This window comes from Nocardiopsis sp. NRRL B-16309, assembly GCF_001279585.1.
GTDB lineage: Bacteria > Actinomycetota > Actinomycetes > Streptosporangiales > Streptosporangiaceae > Nocardiopsis.
Window position 1 is genome coordinate 1 of the sequence record NZ_LGEC01000078.1, and the last position, 20,181, is coordinate 20,181.

The 20,181-nt window shown below is 74.3% G+C and carries 17 protein-coding genes and 1 pseudogene; 7 read left to right on the forward strand and 11 right to left on the reverse strand.

Features of this window, described 5'->3' with window-relative positions; genetic code table 11:
• Positions 1-345 (reverse strand): SulP family inorganic anion transporter (locus tag ADL05_RS16100; protein ID WP_197285819.1); only part of this gene is annotated, 345 nt, incomplete at its 3' end.
• 437 nt (positions 346-782) lie between these two features.
• Entirely contained in the window at positions 783-2,021 is a 1,239-nt protein-coding gene (locus ADL05_RS16105; protein ID WP_082376465.1) for an MFS transporter, read from the reverse strand.
• Positions 2,022-2,283: 262 nt separating this feature from the next.
• On the opposite strand from ADL05_RS16105, the gene ADL05_RS16110 reads away from it, so the two are divergent.
• A complete protein-coding gene (locus tag ADL05_RS16110; RefSeq protein WP_053617797.1) occupies positions 2,284-2,808 on the forward strand; it encodes an LURP-one-related/scramblase family protein in 525 nt (174 codons plus the stop codon).
• 483 nt (positions 2,809-3,291) lie between these two features.
• Here the strand turns inward: ADL05_RS16110 and ADL05_RS29775 are convergent.
• Positions 3,292-3,672 (reverse strand): annotated as a pseudogene (locus ADL05_RS29775) (ATP-binding cassette domain-containing protein); the annotation flags it as partial.
• Between the two features lie 56 nt (positions 3,673-3,728).
• Here ADL05_RS29775 and ADL05_RS16120 point away from each other — a divergent pair.
• Positions 3,729-4,748, forward strand: a complete 1,020-nt coding sequence (locus tag ADL05_RS16120) for a tetratricopeptide repeat protein (RefSeq protein ID WP_053617799.1) — start codon at positions 3,729-3,731, stop codon at positions 4,746-4,748.
• Positions 4,749-4,824: 76 nt separating this feature from the next.
• Here ADL05_RS16120 and ADL05_RS16125 read toward each other — a convergent pair whose 3' ends face one another.
• Positions 4,825-5,370: a DinB family protein gene (locus ADL05_RS16125; protein WP_053617800.1), complete on the reverse strand. Its 546-nt coding sequence runs from the start codon at positions 5,368-5,370 to the stop codon at positions 4,825-4,827.
• Between the two features lie 143 nt (positions 5,371-5,513).
• Here ADL05_RS16125 and ADL05_RS16130 point away from each other — a divergent pair, with 143 nt between their 5' ends.
• Positions 5,514-6,734, forward strand: coding sequence for a sensor histidine kinase (locus tag ADL05_RS16130; protein WP_053617801.1), 1,221 nt, complete (start codon positions 5,514-5,516; stop codon positions 6,732-6,734).
• Positions 6,722-7,366: a response regulator transcription factor gene (locus ADL05_RS16135; protein WP_053617802.1), complete on the forward strand. Its 645-nt coding sequence runs from the start codon at positions 6,722-6,724 to the stop codon at positions 7,364-7,366. The genes ADL05_RS16130 and ADL05_RS16135 overlap by 13 nt, the downstream gene beginning before the upstream one ends.
• A 145-nt stretch (positions 7,367-7,511) precedes the next feature.
• Here the strand turns inward: ADL05_RS16135 and ADL05_RS16140 are convergent, their stop codons facing one another.
• From ADL05_RS16140 to ADL05_RS16155, 4 genes are all read right to left on the reverse strand, one after another.
• A complete protein-coding gene (locus tag ADL05_RS16140) occupies positions 7,512-8,411 on the reverse strand; it encodes a bile acid:sodium symporter family protein (RefSeq protein ID WP_053617803.1) in 900 nt (299 codons plus the stop codon).
• 209 nt (positions 8,412-8,620) lie between these two features.
• On the reverse strand, positions 8,621-9,175 hold the full coding sequence (locus ADL05_RS16145; protein ID WP_053617804.1) for an ATP-binding protein: 555 nt from the start codon (positions 9,173-9,175) through the stop codon (positions 8,621-8,623).
• A 359-nt stretch (positions 9,176-9,534) separates the two neighbouring features.
• A complete protein-coding gene (locus ADL05_RS16150) occupies positions 9,535-11,064 on the reverse strand; it encodes a glycerol-3-phosphate dehydrogenase/oxidase (protein ID WP_053617842.1) in 1,530 nt (509 codons plus the stop codon).
• 117 nt (positions 11,065-11,181) lie between these two features.
• On the reverse strand, positions 11,182-11,781 hold the full coding sequence (locus ADL05_RS16155; protein WP_053617805.1) for a TetR/AcrR family transcriptional regulator: 600 nt from the start codon (positions 11,779-11,781) through the stop codon (positions 11,182-11,184).
• Positions 11,782-11,798: 17 nt separating this feature from the next.
• Between ADL05_RS16155 and ADL05_RS16160 the strand changes: the two genes are divergently transcribed.
• On the forward strand, positions 11,799-13,427 hold the full coding sequence (locus ADL05_RS16160) for an FAD-binding oxidoreductase (protein WP_053617806.1): 1,629 nt from the start codon (positions 11,799-11,801) through the stop codon (positions 13,425-13,427).
• 76 nt (positions 13,428-13,503) lie between these two features.
• On the opposite strand, the gene ADL05_RS16165 is transcribed toward ADL05_RS16160, so the two are convergent.
• Positions 13,504-14,169, reverse strand: a complete 666-nt coding sequence (locus ADL05_RS16165) for a hypothetical protein (RefSeq protein WP_053617807.1) — start codon at positions 14,167-14,169, stop codon at positions 13,504-13,506.
• A gap of 534 nt (positions 14,170-14,703) precedes the next feature.
• Here ADL05_RS16165 and ADL05_RS16170 point away from each other — a divergent pair.
• Both ADL05_RS16170 and ADL05_RS16175 read left to right on the forward strand, forming a co-directional pair.
• Positions 14,704-17,238, forward strand: a complete 2,535-nt coding sequence (locus tag ADL05_RS16170) for an ATP-binding protein (protein WP_053617808.1) — start codon at positions 14,704-14,706, stop codon at positions 17,236-17,238.
• Positions 17,219-17,896, forward strand: a complete 678-nt coding sequence (locus ADL05_RS16175) for a response regulator (RefSeq protein WP_053617809.1) — start codon at positions 17,219-17,221, stop codon at positions 17,894-17,896. The genes ADL05_RS16170 and ADL05_RS16175 overlap by 20 nt, the downstream gene beginning before the upstream one ends.
• 130 nt (positions 17,897-18,026) lie before the next feature.
• Here the strand turns inward: ADL05_RS16175 and ADL05_RS16180 are convergent, their stop codons facing one another.
• Positions 18,027-18,959, reverse strand: coding sequence for an aminoglycoside phosphotransferase family protein (locus ADL05_RS16180; protein WP_053617810.1), 933 nt, complete (start codon positions 18,957-18,959; stop codon positions 18,027-18,029).
• Between the two features lie 338 nt (positions 18,960-19,297).
• On the reverse strand, positions 19,298-19,975 hold the full coding sequence (locus ADL05_RS16185; protein ID WP_053617811.1) for a sirohydrochlorin chelatase: 678 nt from the start codon (positions 19,973-19,975) through the stop codon (positions 19,298-19,300).
• Positions 19,976-20,181 lie beyond the last annotated feature (206 nt).

A 20,181-nucleotide genomic window follows, 5' to 3' on the forward strand; every position in this document is an offset into this window, starting at 1 on the left:
CAGGCCCACCTGGATGAGTCCGGCCAGGATCGTGGCGGCGATGAGGTAGTCGACGCCGTACTCGATCGACAGCGGCGCCACCACCAGGGCCATCGCGCCCGTGGCGGCGGAGATCATCGCCGGACGGCCGCCCAGGAACGCGATGGACACCGCCATGACGAAGGAGGCGTACAAGCCCACGCGCGGGTCGACCCCGGCGATGAGCGAGAACGCGATGGCCTCGGGGATCAGCGCCAGCGCAACGACCAGCCCGGCCAGGACGTCGGCGCGGATCTGGGCGGGGGCGGGGATGCGGGACTTCAGTGACCCTCGTCGGGTCTTCACCGGCAGATTCATGGAACCCATCTGGTGTCGGGCAGCCCACAGCGAGGACCGCGGTGATCAGGTCAGGTGGAACGGCGACGGCGCGCGGACAGCGGGCGTGTGCCTGTGTGTCGGCGGTGCTCGTGTCGGTCCCGGTGCGGCACCTGCGGTGCCCCGGGAGCGCGGCTTCGTCGCCGCGTGCCCGACCGTGTCCGTCAGAACCGGCCGGGAGGAAAGGGGTGTCGCCGCGTGGGATGGCCACGGTCGGCAACAGGTCAAACTTTACCGTTACGTGAGATTTGGTGTCACGCTGCGCGACTGAGACAACTCTCACAAGGGCCGAGTCGGAGCCCGTTTCTCCTGTCAGGAGCCGACTGCGCGAGCTGGGGCCCTTCCGCCCTCGCCATGACCCACAGTGACGAAAGTGGACCTACTCCTCGGATGTTCACACCTTCGCCCCACGAACGGGCGCCCCGTCGCTAGTCGCTCGCCCGGGGCTCCCGCGCTCCGCCCTCGCCGGGCACGCCTTCCACGTCCCCGGGCCCGGGTGTGCCCTCGTGTGAACGGGGCCGCGGGCGGCGAGCGAAGAGGACGGCGACGGCCACGACCGCGCAGAGCAGCGCCAGGCCCGTCAGCCCGGGCCGGTAGGACCCCGCCCACTGGTAGGCCAGCGACAGCAGGATCGGGCCGACCGCCGTCGAGGCGACCACGATGGACTGCGTCAGCCCGCGTAGCGCGCCGAGGTGGGCGGTCCCGAAGTAGTAGGGCAGCGCGGCGCTCTCCACCGCCCGGGCCCCGGACGCCGCCGACCCGAGCGCGACCCCGTAGGCGAGCGCGCTCGGTCCGGGGCCCACCAGCGGCAGGAGCACCAGTGCGAGGGCGTGCAGCGCCATGGCCGAGCTGAGCAGCAGCTTGGGCGAGTAGCGGTCGGCCGCGGCGCCGAACAGCAGCGCGGCCCCCAGTCCCGCGACGGTCTGCGGCAGGAAGTTGGCGGCGGCCTGGGTGGCGGTGAGCCCCTGCTCGCCGAGCACGGAGATCTGGTGGAAGAAAACCGCGGTGGACACCAGCCCACTGCACGCGACCGCGGCGGCCATCGCCCAGAAGACCGACGTGCGCACGATCGCGCGCACCGGCCACTCCGGGGCCGGCGCCGCCGTCGCACCGTCCGCACCGGAAGCCTCCGGCGCGGGCTCGGCCCGAACGACGCCGCGCAGCCCCCAGACCACGATCGGGACGACGATCACCCACACCAGCACGGCCTCGGCGGCGAAGGTGTAGCGCCAACCCACCAGGGCGATCAGGCGTTCGGCCAGCAGCGGGAACAAGGAGATCCCGGCGGCCCCCACGGAGCTGGTGATCCCCAGGAGCGCGCCGCGGTTCCTGGTCATGGAGATGGCGACGGCGGTGGTGGCGATCAGGGTCATACCGCCCTGTCCGAGGGCCCGGACCCCGACGAAGCCGACGGTCAGCCCGACGACCTCCTGGACGCACGCCAGGCCCAGCAGGAACGAACCGAAGCCCGCGGCCACGAACGCCAGGACCCGCCGAACGCCGAAGCGGTCCACCGCCCGCCCGATCCAGGGCAGGCCCAGCGCGCCGCCGAGCGTGCCCACCATGTAGGCGAGGGAGACCGCCGAACGGCTGACGTCCAGATCGGTGATCATGTGGTCGACGAAGACGGAGATGCCCGTCGTCTGTCCGGGGCCGCTCAGCGCCATGACGAGCGCGGAGGCCGCCACGATGCGCAGGGCCCCGCGCGGGCGGGCGTCGGGAGCAGACGCGGGTGCGGGCGGGCCGGGCTGTGCTGGCTCGGAGGACAGAGGAACTCCTGTGGTGCGGGGATCACGACCGCCGGCGCGCGGCCGGCGTCACCAGTATCTCTTGGTAAGCCCTTTCCAAGACAGGCGGGGTCCCATGATCCCCCGTGGGGACGGCTGATCCGCCCTGGCGGGGCGTGCGCGGGTGCTCTAGCTTCGGGGCATGAGATTCCTCGTACGCGAACGCGTCTTCGACATCGGTGACGACTACTGGGTGACCGACGAGGAGGACAACAAGGTCTTCCTCGTCGACGGCAAGGCCATGCGCCTCCGGACGACCTTCGAGCTCAAGGACCCCGACGGCAACGAGCTCATGACGATCCGGGAGAAGATGTTCAAGATCCGCGACCAGATGCGGATCGAACGCGGAGGCGAGACCGTGGCCACCGTGCGCCGGCGCCTGTTCAACCCGCTGCGGGAGAAGTTGCTCGTGGACGTGGAGGACGGCCCGGACTGGGAGGTCACCGGTGACATGCTCGACAAGGAGTTCGTCATCAGCGACGACCACGGCACGGTGGCCGTGGTCTCCCGCAAGTGGTTCCGGATCCGCGACACCTACGCGGTCGACGTCAACACCCACCGCGACGACATCGGCGGCGACCCCGCCCTGGTGATCAGCGTCGCCGTCGCGGTGGACGCCCTGACCGGGGACGAGGCGCAGGACGGGGAACAAGAGGACGAGGGCTGATCCCCGCCCGGGCCCCGGCCCCAGAGAGCCGGGGCCGGAGCGGATCCGCGGAGCCGGAGCGGGTCCGGAGCGGAGCCGGAGCGGGTCCGCGGAACCGTCCCCTGGGCGGGGGCGGTCGGCACGAGGCCCGGCCAGGGGGACGACCGCGTTGCGGACGATGACGGTGGCCCCGGCCGACAGCAGCGCGATCAGCACCCAGTACAGGACCGCCCCGGCCGTGTAGGCGGGCGCGGGCCCGTCCCACACCCCCGACCACGACACGCCGTGGTCGCCCAGGCCCGCCTGGGTGGCGGCGAAGGCGCCCGGCACGGTCGCCAGGACCATCAGGAGCGCGGCCCCGGCCAGCGCGGCGCCCTCGGCGACGAGTCCGCCCCGGTCGATGACGACCAGGTGGTCGGCGATCCGCGCCATCTCGTCCATCAGGTGGCTGGAGAGCAGCACGGTGCGGCCCTCGTCGGCCAGGCCCCGCGCGAGGGAGCGCATCCACCGGATGCCCTCCGGGTCCAGGCCGTTGACGGGTTCCTCCAGGACGACGACCCGGGGATCGCCGAGCAGCGCGGCGGCCAGGTTCAATCGCTGCCCCATGCCCAGGGAGAACGCGCGCACCCGGGTCCGGGCGGCCCGTTCGAGGCCCACCCGCTCCAGCACCTCGCCCACCCGCGCGGGAGGGAGTCCATTGGCCCGGGCGATCCAGGCCAGGTGGGAGCGGGCGGTGCGCGCCCGGTGGGCACCGCCGACGTCGAGCAGCGCTTGGTGAGTCCGCGGATGTCGATCATGCGCCCATGCTCGGGCCCGGTCCGGCGCATCGGCCCCGGGTGGACACTCCCGGTGTCCACCCGGGGGACACCGAACCCCGGATGACACGGAACTCCCTCACGGTCGGGACCGTCCTAGTCGAAAACAATCCCCAGGGAGACCCGATGAGCGACCAGCACCCCGACGGCCCGACCACCGCGGAGTTGTGGGCCCTCGTGCGCGAACGCGCGGACTCCGGAGACATCGTGGCCGCCGTGCAACTGGTCGCCCGCAGTGGGCGTGATGGGCCGGAGGAGCAATTCCTCGCAGCGGTCGAGCGGCTCGACGCACTCGTGGACGGCGGATCCGCTCTGGAGATGCTCGAACTCGTCATGCTCGCGAGACCGCTGTCCTCGGAGGAACTGGCGGCGGCCGCGGACCTGGAGAACGCCACCATGAACACGGCCGGGCAGACGGTCGTGCGGCCCCCGACCTTGATCGACGCGCGTTACGAGGATGCCTGCGTCAGTGCGGCCGAGGCGGGAAATCCGCTGGCCATGGCCATCCTCGGCTGCCTGCGCTGGGCACAGGGCCGGCGCGCGGAGGCGCGCTCGTGGCTGGAACGGGGTGCGGACGCGGGATTTGCGGGAGCGGCCCTCCTCAGGGCCTCGCGGTACGGTTCGCCGGACGGCACGGCCGACGTCGAGGCCTGGTGCCGGCGCGCGGCCGAGTCCGGGCACACCGGGGCGGCCTACCGTCTCGGTTGCCTGCTCCAGGCCCAGGGCAGGACCGAGGAGGCCGAGGAGTGGTTCCACGCGGCGGCGACCGCCGGAAACCTGCGAGCCCTCGACACCATGGGAGGCCTGCGTATGAACTCCGGCCTGTTGGAGGAGGCGGAGGTGTGGCACCGCGAGGCGGCGTGGGCGGGGCACGTTCCGGCCATGGCCCACCTGGGCGGCGTCCTCTGGCGGCTTGGACGCCTCCGGGAGGCCGACTCCTGGTCCCGGCGAGCCGCCGACGCCGGGAATCCCGTGGCGATGAACAACGTCGGGATCTTCGCCTGGCACGAGGGCCGGACGGACGATGCGCGGACGTGGCTGCGGCGGGCCGCCGACGCGGGGCACGCGGGCGCCGCGGACTCCCTCGCCGACCTGCTGCGCCGACTGGGTGGCACCGACGCGGCGGGGGACGCGGAGCCTTCGTAGGAGGACCGGCCCCCGGTCGCCCGGGTTCGCGGGCTCGCTCCGGGCGGGGCCCAGTGGGGGTCCGGAGCCATCACGGTCAGAACCCGGTCTGCCCGTCCGCGCGCTCGCGCAGGAGGTCGGCGTGGCCGAGGTGGCGGGCGTACTCGGCGATGAGCTTGACCAGCACGACGCGCAGCTGGATCGGGGCACCGGTGCGGGACTCGGTACCGGTCGCGTCCAGGGAGGGGGCGGCGTCCGTGACCGCCCTGGCCCGCTCGGTCTCGGCCCGCCAGAGGGCGATGTCCTCCTCCGGGTCCCCGTCCAGTCCGTCGAAGTCGTGGTCGGGGTCCTCGTCGGAGTAGTGCAGCAGCGGCAGGTCCTCGCCCGCGAACTGGATCCGCAGCCACCACCGCTCGACGTCGGCCAGGTGGCGGACGAGTCCGTGCAGGCTCAGGCCGGAGGGCTCGACCGCGCGGGCGGACAGCTGTTCGGCGGTGAGCCCGTCGCACTTGGCCGCCAGGGTGGCGCGCTGCCAGTCCAGGTAGGCGGTGAGGACCGTGCGTTCGTCGCCGGTCAGGGGCAGGGCGGCCCGGTCCGGTACGTCCATGGCCGGGCTCAGGTTCTGCGCGGGGATGCGGTGCATGGGGTCCAGCCTGCACCAGGGCGCAGACATCCGCCGCGGTCGGCGGAAGCGGTAGGCAGCTGTAGTGTCCGGCCCCGGTCGCATGGCCCAGAATGTCGGATGCGCCGCCGGCGTCGGCGGTGCGGACGAGGAGGGGCACGAGGATGAGGGACGTCTGGGAGCGCGCTCGAAGGGCCTGCGGGTACCTGCTGGTGGGGCTGGGAGCCGGCATGGTCTCGATGGTGATGCTGCCGTTGACCGTCGCCGTGGCCCTGACGGTGGTCGTCGCGGGCCTCGGGTACTTCGCCCTGCCCCGGTGGCTGGGGGTCGTGCGGGCGTGGGCGGACCTGCACCACGGCCGCGCGGCGCGGCTGCTCGGCCTGCCGGCCGACCGCGGTCCCGCGCCGGACCGGAGCCGGTTCGGGCCCCTGACCAAGGCGCCCTCCACTCGCCGTGACCTGGTGTGGCTGCTGCTCTTCCCGCTCTCCAGCGTGCCGGCCGGACTGGTCGCGCTCCTGGCCGCGGGGCTGGCGGCGACCTCCGTTCTGCTGCCGTTCTGGTGGGCCATGCCCCCGGGCCAGGAGCTGCAGGCGTTCGGCGCACCGGTGACCGGCTGGGGCACGGCTCTGACCGGCATCGCGGCACAGCTGGGCGCCTCCGCGGCTCTGGGCGGCCTGGTCCTGTCGCCGCTGGCCAGGGCGCACGCGCGGATGAACTTCCGGCTCCTGGCCCCCTCCGAGGCCGAACTGCTGGCCGGGCGGGTCGACGAGCTGACCCGCACGCGCGCCGACGTGGTCGACGCGCACGGCGCGGAGCTGCGCCGGATCGAGCGCGACCTGCACGACGGCACCCAGGCGCGGCTGGTGTCCATCGCGATGCAGCTCGGCGTGGCCGAGGAGGCGGTGCAGGGCGACCCGCGGGTGGCCGCCCTGCTGCGGGACGCCCACACGGGCACGGAGGAGGCGATGGAGGAGCTGCGGGACTGCATCCGCGGCATCTACCCGCCAATCCTCGCCGACCGCGGCCTGGTGGGGGCTCTGCGAGCGCTGGCCGCCCGGACCACCGTGCCGACCAGGCTCGACGCCGGCGAGCTGGGCACGCTGCCGTTGGCAGCAGAGACGGCGGCCTACTTCGTGGTGACCGAGGCGGTCACCAACGCGGTCCGGCACGGCCGCGCCGGCGCGATCACGGTGCGCCTGGCCAGGGAGGACGATGCCCTGAGGGTCGTCGTGCACGACGACGGCACGGGCGGTGTGGACGAGAGCCGGGGCAGCGGTGTGGTGGGGATCCGCCGACGGGTCGCGGCACTGGACGGGACCGTCCGGGTGACGAGTCCGGTCGGCGGGCCGACCGAGGTCGAGGTGGAGCTGCCGTGCGGGTCGTGATCGCCGAGGACAACGTGCTGTTGTCCGCGGGGCTGGAGCTGCTGCTGGCCACGCGCGGGTTCGAGGTGGCGGAGATCGCCGGGGACGCGGAGGCCTTCGCGGCGGCCGTGGAGCGGCACCGGCCGGACCTGGCCATCGTGGACGTGCGGCTGCCGCCGGACTTCCGGGACGAGGGGATCCACGCGGCGATCGAGGCGCGTCGGCGCCACGACGCGCTGCCGGTGCTGGTCCTGTCGCAGTACGTGGAGCAGGACTACGCGGGTGAGCTGCTGGCCGACGGGCGCGGCGGGGTCGGCTACCTGCTCAAGGACCGGGTCGGCCGGGTGAGCGAGTTCGTGGACGCGCTGCACCGGGTGGCGGGGGGCGGCACGGTGATGGACCCCGGGGTGGTGCGGCAGCTCCTGACCCGGCGTCCACGCGATCCGCTGGAGTCGTTGACGCCGCGCGAGCAGGAGGTCCTCGCACTGATGGCGGAGGGCCTGGGCAACGGCGAGATCGCCGAGCGGATCGTGGTCACGGAGAACGCCGTGCACAAGCACATCGGGAACGTCTTCGCCAAACTCGGGCTGGCGCCCACCGACACCGGTCACCGGCGGGTGCGCGCGGTGCTCGCCTACCTCGACCGCAGGTGAGCACCGCGCGACCGGTCACGGCCGGGAGCGCCGGTCACCGTCGGGGACCCGGGTCGCCGGGGACACCGGTCACGGCCGTGGACACCGGTCACCTCCGTGGACACCGGTTACCTCCGTGGACGCCGGTCACCTCCGGGGACACAGGTCACGGCACGGGCGGAGCCGCCTGCCTGGCGGCGTCGTCGCGGACCCCGCGGCGGTTGAGCAGGAGCCCGGTGGCTGCGGCGGTGAAGAGCATCAGGACGCCGTACACGGCCGAGGGGATCGCGATCTCGGTGTTGCCCAGGAGGGCGGGGCTGAGCGCGATGGCAAGGGACAGCGTGGTGTTGTGCAGGCCGATCTCCATGCAGGAGGCGATCGCCTCGGGGCGGCCGGTGCCGAGGGCGCGCGGAGCCCAGTAGCCGATGGCCAGGCTGGCGAGGTTGAACAGCACGACCATCAGGCCCACGGCGACGATGTAGTCGCCGATGTTGTCGAGCTCCTGGTAGACGGCGGTGAGGATGACGCCGACCAGGACCACGACGGAGGCGGCCTTGACCGGGCGCTCCATGCGCAGGGCGAAGGCCTGCGCCCTGGCCCGGAGCACCATGCCGACCGCGACGGGGATCAGGATGATCGCGAAGACCTGGAGGACCTTGTCGGCCTGGAGTCCGAGGGTGTCGCCGTCGCTCATGAAGTGGGCGAGCGCGAGATTGGTGATCAGCGGCAGGGTCACCATGGCGGTGAGGGAGTTGAGCGCGGTCAGCGAGATGTTGAGCGCGACGTTGCCGCGGAAGAGGTAGCTGTACAGGCTCGCGGTGGTACCGCCCGGCGAGGCCGAGAGCAGCATCATCCCGACCGCGAGCGCCGGCGGCGGCTGGAAGGCCAGGACGAGGCCGAGGCACAGCAGCGGCAGGACGACGATCTGGCAGCCCAGGATGAGCGCGACCGTGCCGGGAACGCGGAGGAGTCGGACGAAGTCGGCGGTCGTCAGGCTGAGCCCGAGTCCGAGCATGATGACGGCCAGGGCCGCCGGGAGCGCGATGGTGGCGATGCTGGAGTCCAAGGGGGCCACCTCGGGTGGGGCCGCCGGGGGCGGCTGCGGGGGACGGGGGTGTGCGGCGCCGCGGACGCGCGGAGTCGCGCCGCTCCGTGATCTGCGTCTCAGTGCCTACTGGTCGGTATGGTGGCACGCCGCCGATCCCCTGACAAGGGCCGCGCGCGTGCGCTCCCTGCCCCGCTCCTTGCGCACTCCCCCGCCGTCGCTCCGGCGGGTCAGGCGGCGGGCCAGGAACTCCCGGTCAGGTCGTAGGCCAGGTGGAACCACACCTTGCGGATGCTGGGATGGCCGTTGTCGCCCCACGCGCTGGCGAAGCTGTCGACCAGGGCCAGGCCCCGCCCGTTCTCGGCGGTGAGCTGGTCTCCGGCCAGGGCTCCGGCGCTGAGGGGGCCGTCCTCCCCCGCCGCCGCGCGGCTCGGGGTCCCGCTGTCCCGGCAGACCAGGGTCAGGCCGTTGGGTCCGCGGGTGACCCGCAGTACGAAGGTCTGGCCCTCCTCCCCCGACCGGCTGTGCCGGATGGCGTTGGTGGCCAGTTCGGTGCCCAGGAGCGCGAACACGTAGCGGAACTCGCTGTCCCGGGTGGCCGCGCACGTGTCCAGGAAGGCGCGGGCGAGCGGGACGCTCGCGGGCTCGCCGGGGAACTCCCAGTGCCGTTTGGTGAAGGGCACGGGCGGACGCCCGTTGAAGTAGTGCCGGTACTCGTCCGGTACCCCCGGGAGGACGGAGCCCTCCGCCTGGGCCAGCGTGGGTACGGAAACGAGCGTGGGCATGGATGACTCCTTGGCGACGACCGGAGCCCGTGACTCACGGTCGGGGGTGGTGGCGGGCGGGAGCGGGTGGCCGGGCACACCGGAGGAGGGGCCGGCTGGGGGAGCGTCCTACGCCGACGGGGGAGGCGACGAGCGACCGCTACGACCTTACGCGATGATCTCCTTACGGGACAGGGGATGCGGGTGTGGCGCGGGACCGAATGTCCTTCCGGTGCGGGCCCGGTGTCCGTCCGCTGCGGGCCGGGCTGTCCTTCTTCTGCGAGCCGGGGTGCCTTCCGCCGCGGGTCGGGTGCCCTTCCGCCGCGGGCCCGGGGTGTCCGTTCGGTGCGGAACGCGGACCGGCGGCGGGCCCGCACTCCTCACACGGTGTCGGCCAGGGCGGCCTCGGCCGCGCACCGCGCGCTCTCGCGGTCGGCCTCCACCAGGGCGACCCTGGTCCGGCGCTCCAGGAGGTCGTCGACGTCCAGCGCTCCCTCGTGGCGCACACCGAACCGCAGCTCGGCCCCGGTCACCCCGCACGCGACCGGCTCCAGCAGAGCCGGATCCGCCCCGGCCTCGGCCAGCACCGCGGGCGCCTCGGCGCCGTACCGGGCAACCAGCCGCCGGGGCGCCGCCAGGTCGGCCAGCTCCGCGCGGCCGGCCGCGCCCACCAGCGGCAGGTCGCGCGTGCGGCAGGGGCCCGCGTTGAGCCGGCGTTCGCGCACGGCCGTGTCCACGGCCTCCTCCGCCATCGCCCGGTAGGTGGTCAGCTTGCCGCCGACCACGGTGACCGTGCCGTGCGCGGACACGGTGACGGCGTGCTCGCGCGAGAGGTCGGCGCTGTTCCCGTCCGCTTCCAGCAGCGGCCGGAGACCGGCGAAGGAGCCGCGCACGTCGTCGCGGCCGAGCCGGGTGCGCAGCGCGCGGTTGATCTGGGCGAGCAGGAAGTCGACGTCGTCCTCGGGCGCCGTGGGCACGTGCGGCGGAGCGCCGTCCACGGGTTCGTCCGTCAGTCCGACGTAGACGCGGCCGTCCGCCTGGGGAAGGGCGAACACGAACCGCGAGGTACCGCCGTCGACGGGCACGGTCAGGGCCGCCCGGGGACCGCCGAGGGCCGCGGAGTCCACCACCAGGTGGCTGCCGCGGCTGGGGCGCAGGCGCACGGACGGGTCGAGCTCGCCCGCGTGCACGCCGGTGGCGTTGACGACCGCGCGGGGCCGTACGGGCACCAGGCGCCCGGTGCGCTCGTCGCGCAGGACCACGCCGTCGGCGGTGACGCTCTGGGCGGAGCAGCGGGTGATCACCCCGGCGCCGTGTCCGGCGGCCGTGCGGGCCAGGGCGACGACGAGCCGGGCGTCGTCGACCAGTTGGCCGTCGAAGGACAGCAGGCCGCCGCGCAGCCCCTCGTCGGCCACGCCGGGCAGCAGGCGGCGGGTCTGGGCGGGGGTCAGCAGGCGCGGGGGCGGCAGGACCGCCGACCGCGTGCCCGCGGCCCGGCGCAGGAGGTCGCCCATCCCGGTGCCCGCCCACATCAGCAGTGCGTGGGCGGCGGGGGTGTCCCGGTGGACGGGGATCACCATCGGCAGGGTCCGCACCAGGTGGGGCGCGGTCACGGTCATCAGCAGGTCGCGTTCGCGCGCGCTCTCGTAGGCGATGCCGAACTGGCCCCGGGCGAGGTAGCGCAGTCCGCCGTGGACGAGTTTGGAGCTCCACCGGCTGGTACCGAAGGCCAGGTCGTAGCGCTCCACGAGCACGGTGGACAGGCCGCGCGAGGCCGCGTCCAGGGCGGCTCCGGCCCCGGTGACCCCGCCGCCGACGACCAGCACGTCCACCTCCGGGTGTTCCTCCAGGCGCGCGAGGTCGGCGCGGCGGCGGGCGGCGTTGAGCGAGGTCGGCTGGGTCGGGTGCACCGGCACGGGATCACGGCCTTTCTGACGGAGGGCGGGTGGCGGAGGGAGGCGAGGGGGCCGCTTCGGCAGGAGGGCCCCGGGGCCCGGTGGAGGCGGAGTGCGGCTGCCGCACGTACGTCACACCCGGTCGGCGGGCCCGGCGAGGTAGCCGTCCAGCAGGGTGGCCAGTTCGTCGGCCAGGGCGTCCTCGTCGAGGAGGTCGGCGAACAGGCGTCGGGAGGTGACCGTGCCCTGGACGGTCACCAGGACGGTCCGCGCCAGCACGGCGGGCTCGCCGGGGCGCACGGAGCCCTCCCGCTGGCCTTCGGCGACCACCGGCTCCACGACGTCGAGGGCGGCCCGGTGGCTGGCGCCCAGGCGGTGGAAGGTGTAGGTCGCCAGGAGTTCGGGCTCGGTGTCGACGATCCGGGTGAACAGCGGGTGGGCGAGCAGTTCGCGCGCGACGCCGACGGCGTGTCGGACCAGCCGGGCGCGGACCGTCTCGCCCTCGGGGCCACCGCCCGACGCCTCCTGGGCGAGCAGGATCCGCCGGAGTTCGCGGGTCAGGAGGTCGGCGACGAGCGCGGTGACGTCGGGCCAGCGGCGGTAGACGGTCGGCCTGCTCACCCCGGCGCGGCGGGCCACGTCGGTCAGCGTCGTGCGGCGCACCCCGAACGACTCGACGCAGAGCAGGGCCGCGTCCATGATCCGGTCCTCAACGTTACGTTTTGACGCCATGTGTAAAACTGTAGAGCATGGCTCACGACGACACGAACGCCCCCTCGGCCGGTACCGCCCCGGACATGAGCTGGTTCGGCTGGGGCGACCCCGCCCGGGCCCGCTCCCTCGACCCGGGGCTGCGCGACCTCATCGCCCAGGTCCTGCGCGCCCGCCCCCGGGACATGCCGCCGGTTCCCGAGGCGGAGGTCCGCCTGCCCGCGCCGCGCCTGGACCCGCGGGTGCGCGCGCGGCTGGGCGCGATCACAGGCGACGCCCACCTGGCCGACGACGACGCCACGCGCCTGCGCCACTGCGGCGGCAAGAGCACCCCCGACCTCCTGCGGCGCCGCGCCGGCTCGGCGGAGCCCGCCCCGGACGCGGTGCTGTACCCGGCCGACCACGACGAGGTCCTGCGCCTGCTGGAGGTGTGCTCGGCCGAGGGGGTGGCCGTCGTCCCCTTCGGCGGCGGCACGAGCGTGGTGGGCGGTCTGACCCCGCTGCGCGGCGGCTTCGACGCCGTGGTCGCCCTGGACCTGCGGCGCCTGGACCGGCTCGTCTCCTTCGACCCCGTCTCGATGACCGCGGTCCTGGGCGCGGGCGTGCGGACCCCGCGGGCCGAGGCCCTGCTGGCCGAGCACGGCTGCACCCTCGGGCACATGCCGCAGAGCTACGAGTACGCGACCATCGGCGGGTACGCCGCCACCCGGTCCAGCGGCCAGGCCTCGTCCGGCTACGGCCGGTTCGAGGACATGGTGGTGTCCCTGCGCGCGGCGACCCCGCGCGGCACCCTGGCGGCGGGCGGTCCTCCGGCGTCGGCCGCGGGTCCGGACCTGCGGCACCTGCTGCTGGGTTCGGAGGGCACCCTGGGCGTGATCACCGAGGTGGGTGTGCGGGTACGGCGCCGGCCGGAGAGGGTCCTGGACGAGGCGTGGTCCTTCCCCGACCTCCGCACGGGGGCCGCCGCCCTGCGCGCCGTGGCCCAGTCGGACACGCGCCCCACGATGGCGCGGGTGCTGGACGAGGCGGAGACCTTCGTGGGGGCCGCCCTGGGCGGTCGCGAGGCGACGCCCGGCTGCCAGGCCGTGGTCGGTTTCGAGGGGACGGAGGCGGAGGTGGACGCGCGCGCCGCCGCGGTCGGCGCCGTCCTGGCGGCCGAGGGCGGTACCCGGCTCGGCCCGGAGCCGGTGGCGCACTGGCGGGAGAACCGCTTCTCCGCCCCCTACCTGCGCGACACCCTGCTCTCGGCGGGCATCCTCGCCGAGACCCTGGAGACCGCGGCGAGCTGGACCGACCTGCTGCCCCTCCACGCGGCCGTGTCGGACGCGCTCACCGCCGCCCTGGAGGGCGACGAGGGCGGAGCCGTGGTCATGTGCCACGTGTCGCACACCTACGCCACGGGCGCCTCGCTGTACTTCACGGTGGCGACCGCGGCGGGATCGGCGCCCCTGGAGCGCTGGGAGCGGGCCAAGCGCGCCGCCTCGGAGCGGATCGTCGCGCACGGCGGGACCATCACGCACCACCACGCCGTGGGCACCGACCACCGGCCGTGGATGGCCGAGGAGATCGGCGCGCTGGGAGCGGACGTCCTGCGCGCGGCCAAGGGCGCGCTCGACCCGCGCGGCGTCCTGAACCCGGGCAAGCTCATCCCCGCCCCCGGGGAATGACCGCGGAGGGCCCGCGCCCGGCCCGACGCGCGGGCCGACGCGCGGGCCGAGTGCGGGCCGAGGGCGTCGGCGGGTGTCACGCGCGCTCGCCCTCCCGGGAGAGCTGCTGGTCCACCCGTCCGGTGAACCCGTCGAGGAAGGCCACGATCTCCTCCTCGTCGAAGCGGCCTTCCTGCGGGTAGCTGACCGAGACCGTGACGTTCGCCGAGCTGAAGAAGGCCTCGGCGAACACCTCGGCGTCGGCCCACTCGGCACCGCTGAGCTCCGTGACCACCGCGTAGCCGCCGTCTCCGGCCGACAGCGCGTCCCAGGCGAGGACGTCCGCGACGACGTCCCCGTCCAGCAGGTCCTCACCGAAGCGCCCCCGCTCCAGGTCCGCGATCCCGTCCCCGATGTCCTCCCTGCGGTCCTCGACGGTGTCCGCGCCCTCCTCCGCGTCGTAGAGGGCGGCATAGACGCCCAGGACATGGTCGCCGGCTCCGTCGGACACCATGCACTCGAGGCTTCCCATGTACCCGTCGTCCGGTTCCGCGCCGTGGTATCCCGTGTCCTCGACGGGCAGGAAGTCGCCCTGCGCCCGTGGCCGGTCGGCACCGGGGACGGCGTCGAGGAGGTCGGTGGGGAGCAGGTCCCGGCACGACGGCAGGGCGGCGTAGGGGCGGGCGTCGGCCACGTAGCGGACCGCGAGGCCCGTGCCGGCCGCCACCAGCAGCGCGGCCGTCGTCGCGACGGCGATCCACACGCCCCGACGGGGGCCGCGGGTCGGCGGCCCCGGATGGGCGGGGTACCCGGGAACCGGGGGCCACGGGGGCGGCGGTCCGCCCGGAGCACCGGGCTGGGCCGCCGGCGGAGAGGGCCGTCCCGCCAGGGGAGGGCCGGGCCGCTCGTTCGATCCGTGCGGCCCGGGCTGGACGGGATGCCCGGGAACCGGCGGCTCCAGCCGCGGCGGCGGGCCCGGATGGTGCCAAGGGGGAGTCCGGCCACCGGGCGGGCCGGGGAACGGCGGTTCGCCCGGTCGCCCGGGGAAGGGTCCGTCGTCGGGGGAATGGGTCATCGTTGTCACGGCGGACGTCCCGTGTCACGGAACGCGCCCCGCGCCTCCTTCACAGGTGTGCGGGCCTCCGGGCGCCCGGGATGGCGGGCACCCGCGCACCGACGGCGCCGGTGCTGCGGCTCCCAGTATCCCGGGAAGCCCCGGCACAGGATCAGCACGGGCTCCCGTGTCCACGGGGACTCGGCGGCCCGGGTGCTCCCCCGGAGGATCCACAATGGATCCGTGGCACGAGGCAAGCTCCGCATCTACCTGGGGTCGGCGCCCGGGGTCGGCACGACCCACAGCGCGCTGGCCGAGGCGCACCGCCGGTCGTCCGGCGGCACCGACACCGTGGTCGCCGTCGCCCACACGCACCGCCGTCCGGGCACCGAGGCCCTGCTCCAGGGCCTGGAGACGATCCCCACCCTGCCCTCCGGAGCCGTCGACACCGCCGCCGTCATCGACCGCGCCCCCGCCCTGGCGATCGTGGACGACCTGGCGCACGCCAACGCCCCCGGATCGCCCAACCCCGCCCGCTGGCAGGACGTGCAGGAGCTGCTGGCGGCCGGCATCAACGTGGTGTCCACCGTGGGGATCCACCAGCTGGAGTCCCTCAACGACGTCGTCAAGCAGATCACCGGCGCTCCTCCCCTGCGCTCGGTCCCCGACCGGGTGGTGCGGGCCGCCACGGAGATCGAGCTGGTCGACCTCACGCCCCAGGAGCTCCGCCGCCGGATGGCGCACGGCGACATCCATCCGGCGGAGCGGGTGGACGCGGCGCTGGCCGACTTCTACCGCGAGGGCACCCTGGCGGCCCTGCGCGAGCTGGCCCTGCTGTGGACCGCCGACCGGGTCGAGGAGGGCCTGGCCCGGTACCGCGGCGAGCACAAGATCCGCAGCACCTGGGAGGCGCGTGAGCGCGTCGTCGTGGCCCTGACCGGTGGCCCCGAGGGCGAGACCCTCATCCTGCGCGCCGCCCGGGTCGCCGCCCGCTCGCGTGGCGGCCACCCCCAGCCCAGCCATCTCATGGCGGTGCACGTGGTGCCGCCCGACGGCATCGCCCAGGCGCCGACCGACGACCTCCTGCGCCAGCGCCGGCTGCTCGCCGAACTCGGCGGCACCTACCACCAGGTGGTCGGCAACGACGTACCCACCGGCCTGCTGGAGTTCGCCCGCGGGGTGCACGCCACCCAGATCGTCCTCGGCTCCTCGCGCCGCAGCGCGTGGCAGTACGTGTTCGGTCCCGGGGTCGGCACCATCGTGGCGCGCGAGTCCGGCGACATCGACGTGCACATCGTCACCCACGAGCAGGTCGGCACCGGACGCTGGCCGCTGCCGCCGCCGGGACGCGGCCTGGGACCGCACCGCAGGGTGGCGGGCTGGACCCTGGCGGTGGTGGCCCCGTTCCTGCTGGCCCTGGTCCTGACGGTGCCGCCGCTGCGCGGGGTCGGCGCGGCCTCGGACGCGCTGCTCCTGCTGCTCATCACCGTCTCCACCGCCGCCGTCGGCGGCCTGTGGCCCGCCCTGTCCTCCGCCGTACTGAGCGCGCTCCTGCTCACGTTCGTGTTGTCACCGCTGCACGGCCGACCGCCGGTGTCGCTGGACAACATGCTCGCGCTGACCGCGTTCGCCCTGGTGGGCACGCTGGTCGCCGTGGTCGTGGAGATGGCGGCGCGCCGGTCGGCCCAGGCGGCGCGCGGGCGGGCCGAGGCCAAGGCGGTGACACTGCTGGCCGGAAGCGTCCTCTCCGGCAGCGAACCCCTCCAGGCCCTGCTCCGGCGGATCCGCAAGACGTTCGCGCAGCGCTCGGCGACCCTGCTGGAGCAGCGCGACGAGGGCGGATGGCGGGTGGTGCACAGCGTGGGCGCGCCCGCGTGCGAGACCCCGGACGAGGCCGACGTGCAGGTGTCGATCTCCGACACCCTGACCCTGGCGTTGCGGGGGCGGGTGCTGCCCGCCGCCGACCGCGGGGTCCTGCGGGCCTTCGCCGCGCACATCGGCATCGCCCTGGAGCACCAGCGGCTGGAGTGGGACGCGGCCGAGGCGCGCGGCCAGGCGGCGGGCAACCGCATCCGCACCGCGCTGCTGGCGGCCGTCTCGCACGACCTGCGCTCACCGCTGACCTCGATCAAGGCGAGCCTGTCGACGCTGCGCGCGACCGACATCGAGCTCGACCCCGAGGACCGTGAGGCGCTCCTGGAGACCGTGGAGGAGTCCACGGACCGGCTGAACCGGCTCATCGACAACCTGCTGGACATGAGCCGGGTCCACACCGACAACGTCCGCCCCCGGCTGCGCGCGGTCGGCCTGGAGGAGGTCGTGCCCGTCACGCTCCTGGGCCTGCCGCACGACTCGGTCACCGTGGACGTCCCCGACCACCTGCCGCGGGTGCGCGCCGACGCGGGGCTGCTGGAGCGCTCGATCGCCAACGTGGTCACCAACGCGGTCCGCTACAACCCCGACCCCAGCAGCCCGGTGCTCGTCGCGGCCAGCGCGCACGGCGAGAACGTGCAGCTGCGCGTGGCGGACCGGGGGCCCGGAGTCTCCGACGAGGGCAAGCACCGGATGTTCGAGGCGTTCCAGCGCCTGGGCGACGCGCCTCAGGGCACCGGGGTCGGTCTCGGGCTGGCGGTGGCCCGTGGTTTCGTGGAGGCGATGCACGGAACGCTCACGCCGGAGGACACACCGGGCGGCGGGCTCACCATGGTGTTCACGCTGAAGGCGGCGGATCCGAACGAGGCAGGCGAGGAGAGGTCCGATGCGGGTTCTGGTCGTTGACGACGACGTGCAGATCATCCGGGCGATGCGGATCAACCTGAGGGCCCGCGGGCACGACGTGGACACCGCGGCGGACGGGGCCGCGGCGCTGCGGCTGGCCGCCGATCGGCACCCGGACGTGGTCCTGCTCGACCTGGGGCTGCCCGACATGGAGGGCATGGAGGTCATCCAGCGGCTGCGCGGCTGGTCGCAGGTCCCGATCATCGTCCTGTCCGCACGGCACTCGGCCGGGGAGAAGGTGCGCTGCCTGGACTCGGGCGCCGACGACTACGTCACCAAGCCGTTCGGGATGGACGAGCTGCTGGCGCGGATGCGCGCGGCCGAGCGCCGGTCGGTCCACTCGGAGGAGGCGCCGGTGGTGCGCACCTCGTGCTTCACCGTCGACCTGGGCGCCAAGCGCGTGCTGCGCGACGGCGAGGAGGTGCGGCTGACCCCGACGGAGTGGCACATCCTGGAGATCCTCGCCCGCAACTGCGGGCAGCTGGTGAGCCAGCGCCGCCTCCTCCACGACGTGTGGGGGCCCTCCTACCAGAGCGAGACCAACTACCTCCGCGTCTACATGGCGCAGCTGCGCCGCAAGCTGGAGCCCGACCCCGCGCATCCCCGCTACCTCATCACCGAGGCCGGCCGCGGCTACCGGTTCGAGACCCCGGCCTGATCCCGGCGCTTCGGAACGGCCCCGGCCCCGGCGCCGACCCCGGCCCGGGCCGGCGGTGCTTCACGAGCGCGGAGGCGCGGCGGGAGGCGGCCTGGCGGCCGCGAGCCCGGAACGCAGCGGAGAACGCCGCCTAACGGCGGGCGAAGGCGCTCCCCTCGGCCATCTCCATCAGGACGTCGAACTCCTCGGTTCCGGTCTGGCCGCGGTTGACCTTGGCGACGACCATGCAGGGCGCGAAGGCGCGGGACCACGCCATGAGCCGGTCGCCGTCCACGTCCATGACGCGGGACAGCACGTCCACCCGGCGCTCCACCTCCCGCAGGCTGCTGGCCTGCCACACCGTCCAGTCGACCGCGTCGACCGCGCCGTCGCCCACGCAGGCGCGCGGGTCCAGCGCGACCAGTCCGCGCTGGCCGCCGTCGATGACGTTGCCCGGGTGCAGGTCGCCGTGCACGGGAACGACCCCGATCTCGCCGTGGGCCAGGTCGCGGGCCCGGCACAGGCCCTGGTGCATGACGGAGGCGGGCACGATCTCGGCGGCGGGTCCCTCGGCGCGCTCGCGGGACCACATGTCGAAGATGAACTGCACCCGCGACGTGAGGGGGCGCAGCTCCATGAGTTCGGAGCGCGGGACCTCGACGGCGTGCAGCTGCGCGATGAGGGACCCGACGGTCTCCATCGCCGGGACCATCCCGGTGGCCGCGACGGTCTCGCCGTCGACCCGCTCCATGAGGATAGCGCCGCGGTCGGAGTCCACGCCCCACACCTCCGGGACCCGGTGCGAGGGCGCCCACATGCGGAGCAGCCGCGCCTCGGACACGGCCAGCCCGCTGTCCGGGCAGAGCTTGAGCACGCCCTCGCTCCCGTCGGGACGGCTGACCAGGACCACCACGGACGTGCGTCCGTGCGGGGCCGGCCCCTCGACCGTCACCCCCCATTCGGCGGCGAGCTTCTCCACGATCGAGGGGACCTCCGTCAGCCATTCGCCGACGTGCGCGCCGAAGCGCCGTTCCAGACGTCGGCGCTGCCGGTCGTCGACGAACCGCGCTGTGACGTCGTTCATGAGTTCCACCTTCGGGTCGCGCGCGTCGGTGCCTGGCCGGGTCCGACCCCTGACGCCGACGGCCGACGCGTTGGTCCGTTGGCGGCGACCGCACGGGGAGCCCGCCCGGTCGCGAGGACGCACGGGCCGGGACGAGAGGTCCAGGGCCGGGACTTGGGGCCGCTCCCGGCCCGTACCACTCCGCGCGGTCGGCGGCGCGGCACGGTGCCACAGTCTGGGTGCGGGGAGTTCCCGCCCATCGGACCCCTACCCATCCCGGCACCTCCGGTAACGGTGGGCGCACGCTTCGCACCGCGGTTTCCGCGCTCCGGCGCCCAGCGAGCGGCGCCGGGGCGCGTTCAGGCGAGACGACCCTTGACCGCCCGGTGCTGGGCGAGGAGCGTGTCCACGACCAGTTCGGAGGGCCACAGCGGCGCGGTGATGGCGGTGACGTCCAGGCCGCGCAGCAGCTCGAAGTCGGGCCCGTCCACCAGGCGCCAGGCCGCCACGGCGACCCGCTCCCGGCCGTCCCGGCGCAGGCGGTCGACGGCGTCGAACACGGAGGGCGCCCACGTGCGCAGGTACCCGACCTGGACCGGCGAGCCCAGGCGGCGGCTGAGCATCCGGGCCACGTCCATGACCACCTGGCGCTCCTCGGTACCGGTGGTACCGTCCGCGGCCAGGACCACGCCGTCCTCACGGCTCCATCCCGACTCGCCGAGGCGTCCGGCGAGGTCGGCGACGATGGACGGGACCGCGCCGAGGGGGGCCGTCTGGCAGACGTTCTCCAGCCGGCCCAGGCCGATGCGGGTGAGCAGGTGGGCGCTCGCGACGTCGCCTCCCGCGACGAACGCCGGGACGACCACCTTGGGGCCCTCGACGGAGCGGATGGTGGCGGTGACTTCGTCGGGGCTGCCGAAGGCGGCGGTCACGGGGACCTCTCCACGGCTGGCCACCGCCGCCGCGAGGCCGCACAGGGCCTCCCGTCTGTGGGCGTCACGCGAGTCGTCGGCTACGAGGACCATGGTCGGGACCATTCCGGCTCCTTGGAATCGCTGCGAGATCTGCCGTTCCCCCCAGAGAGTAATGAGGCACAGTTTCAGGAGGGTGCTCTCGTGTTACACGGATGAAAACAACGAACAATGGCTGTGATGGGTATCACCAGGGGGAGGCTTGGTGAATCATAACAATCGCCGAAAAGATGGGGCGTGTCCACATCCGCGGACTGTGCCGTGCACCGCCT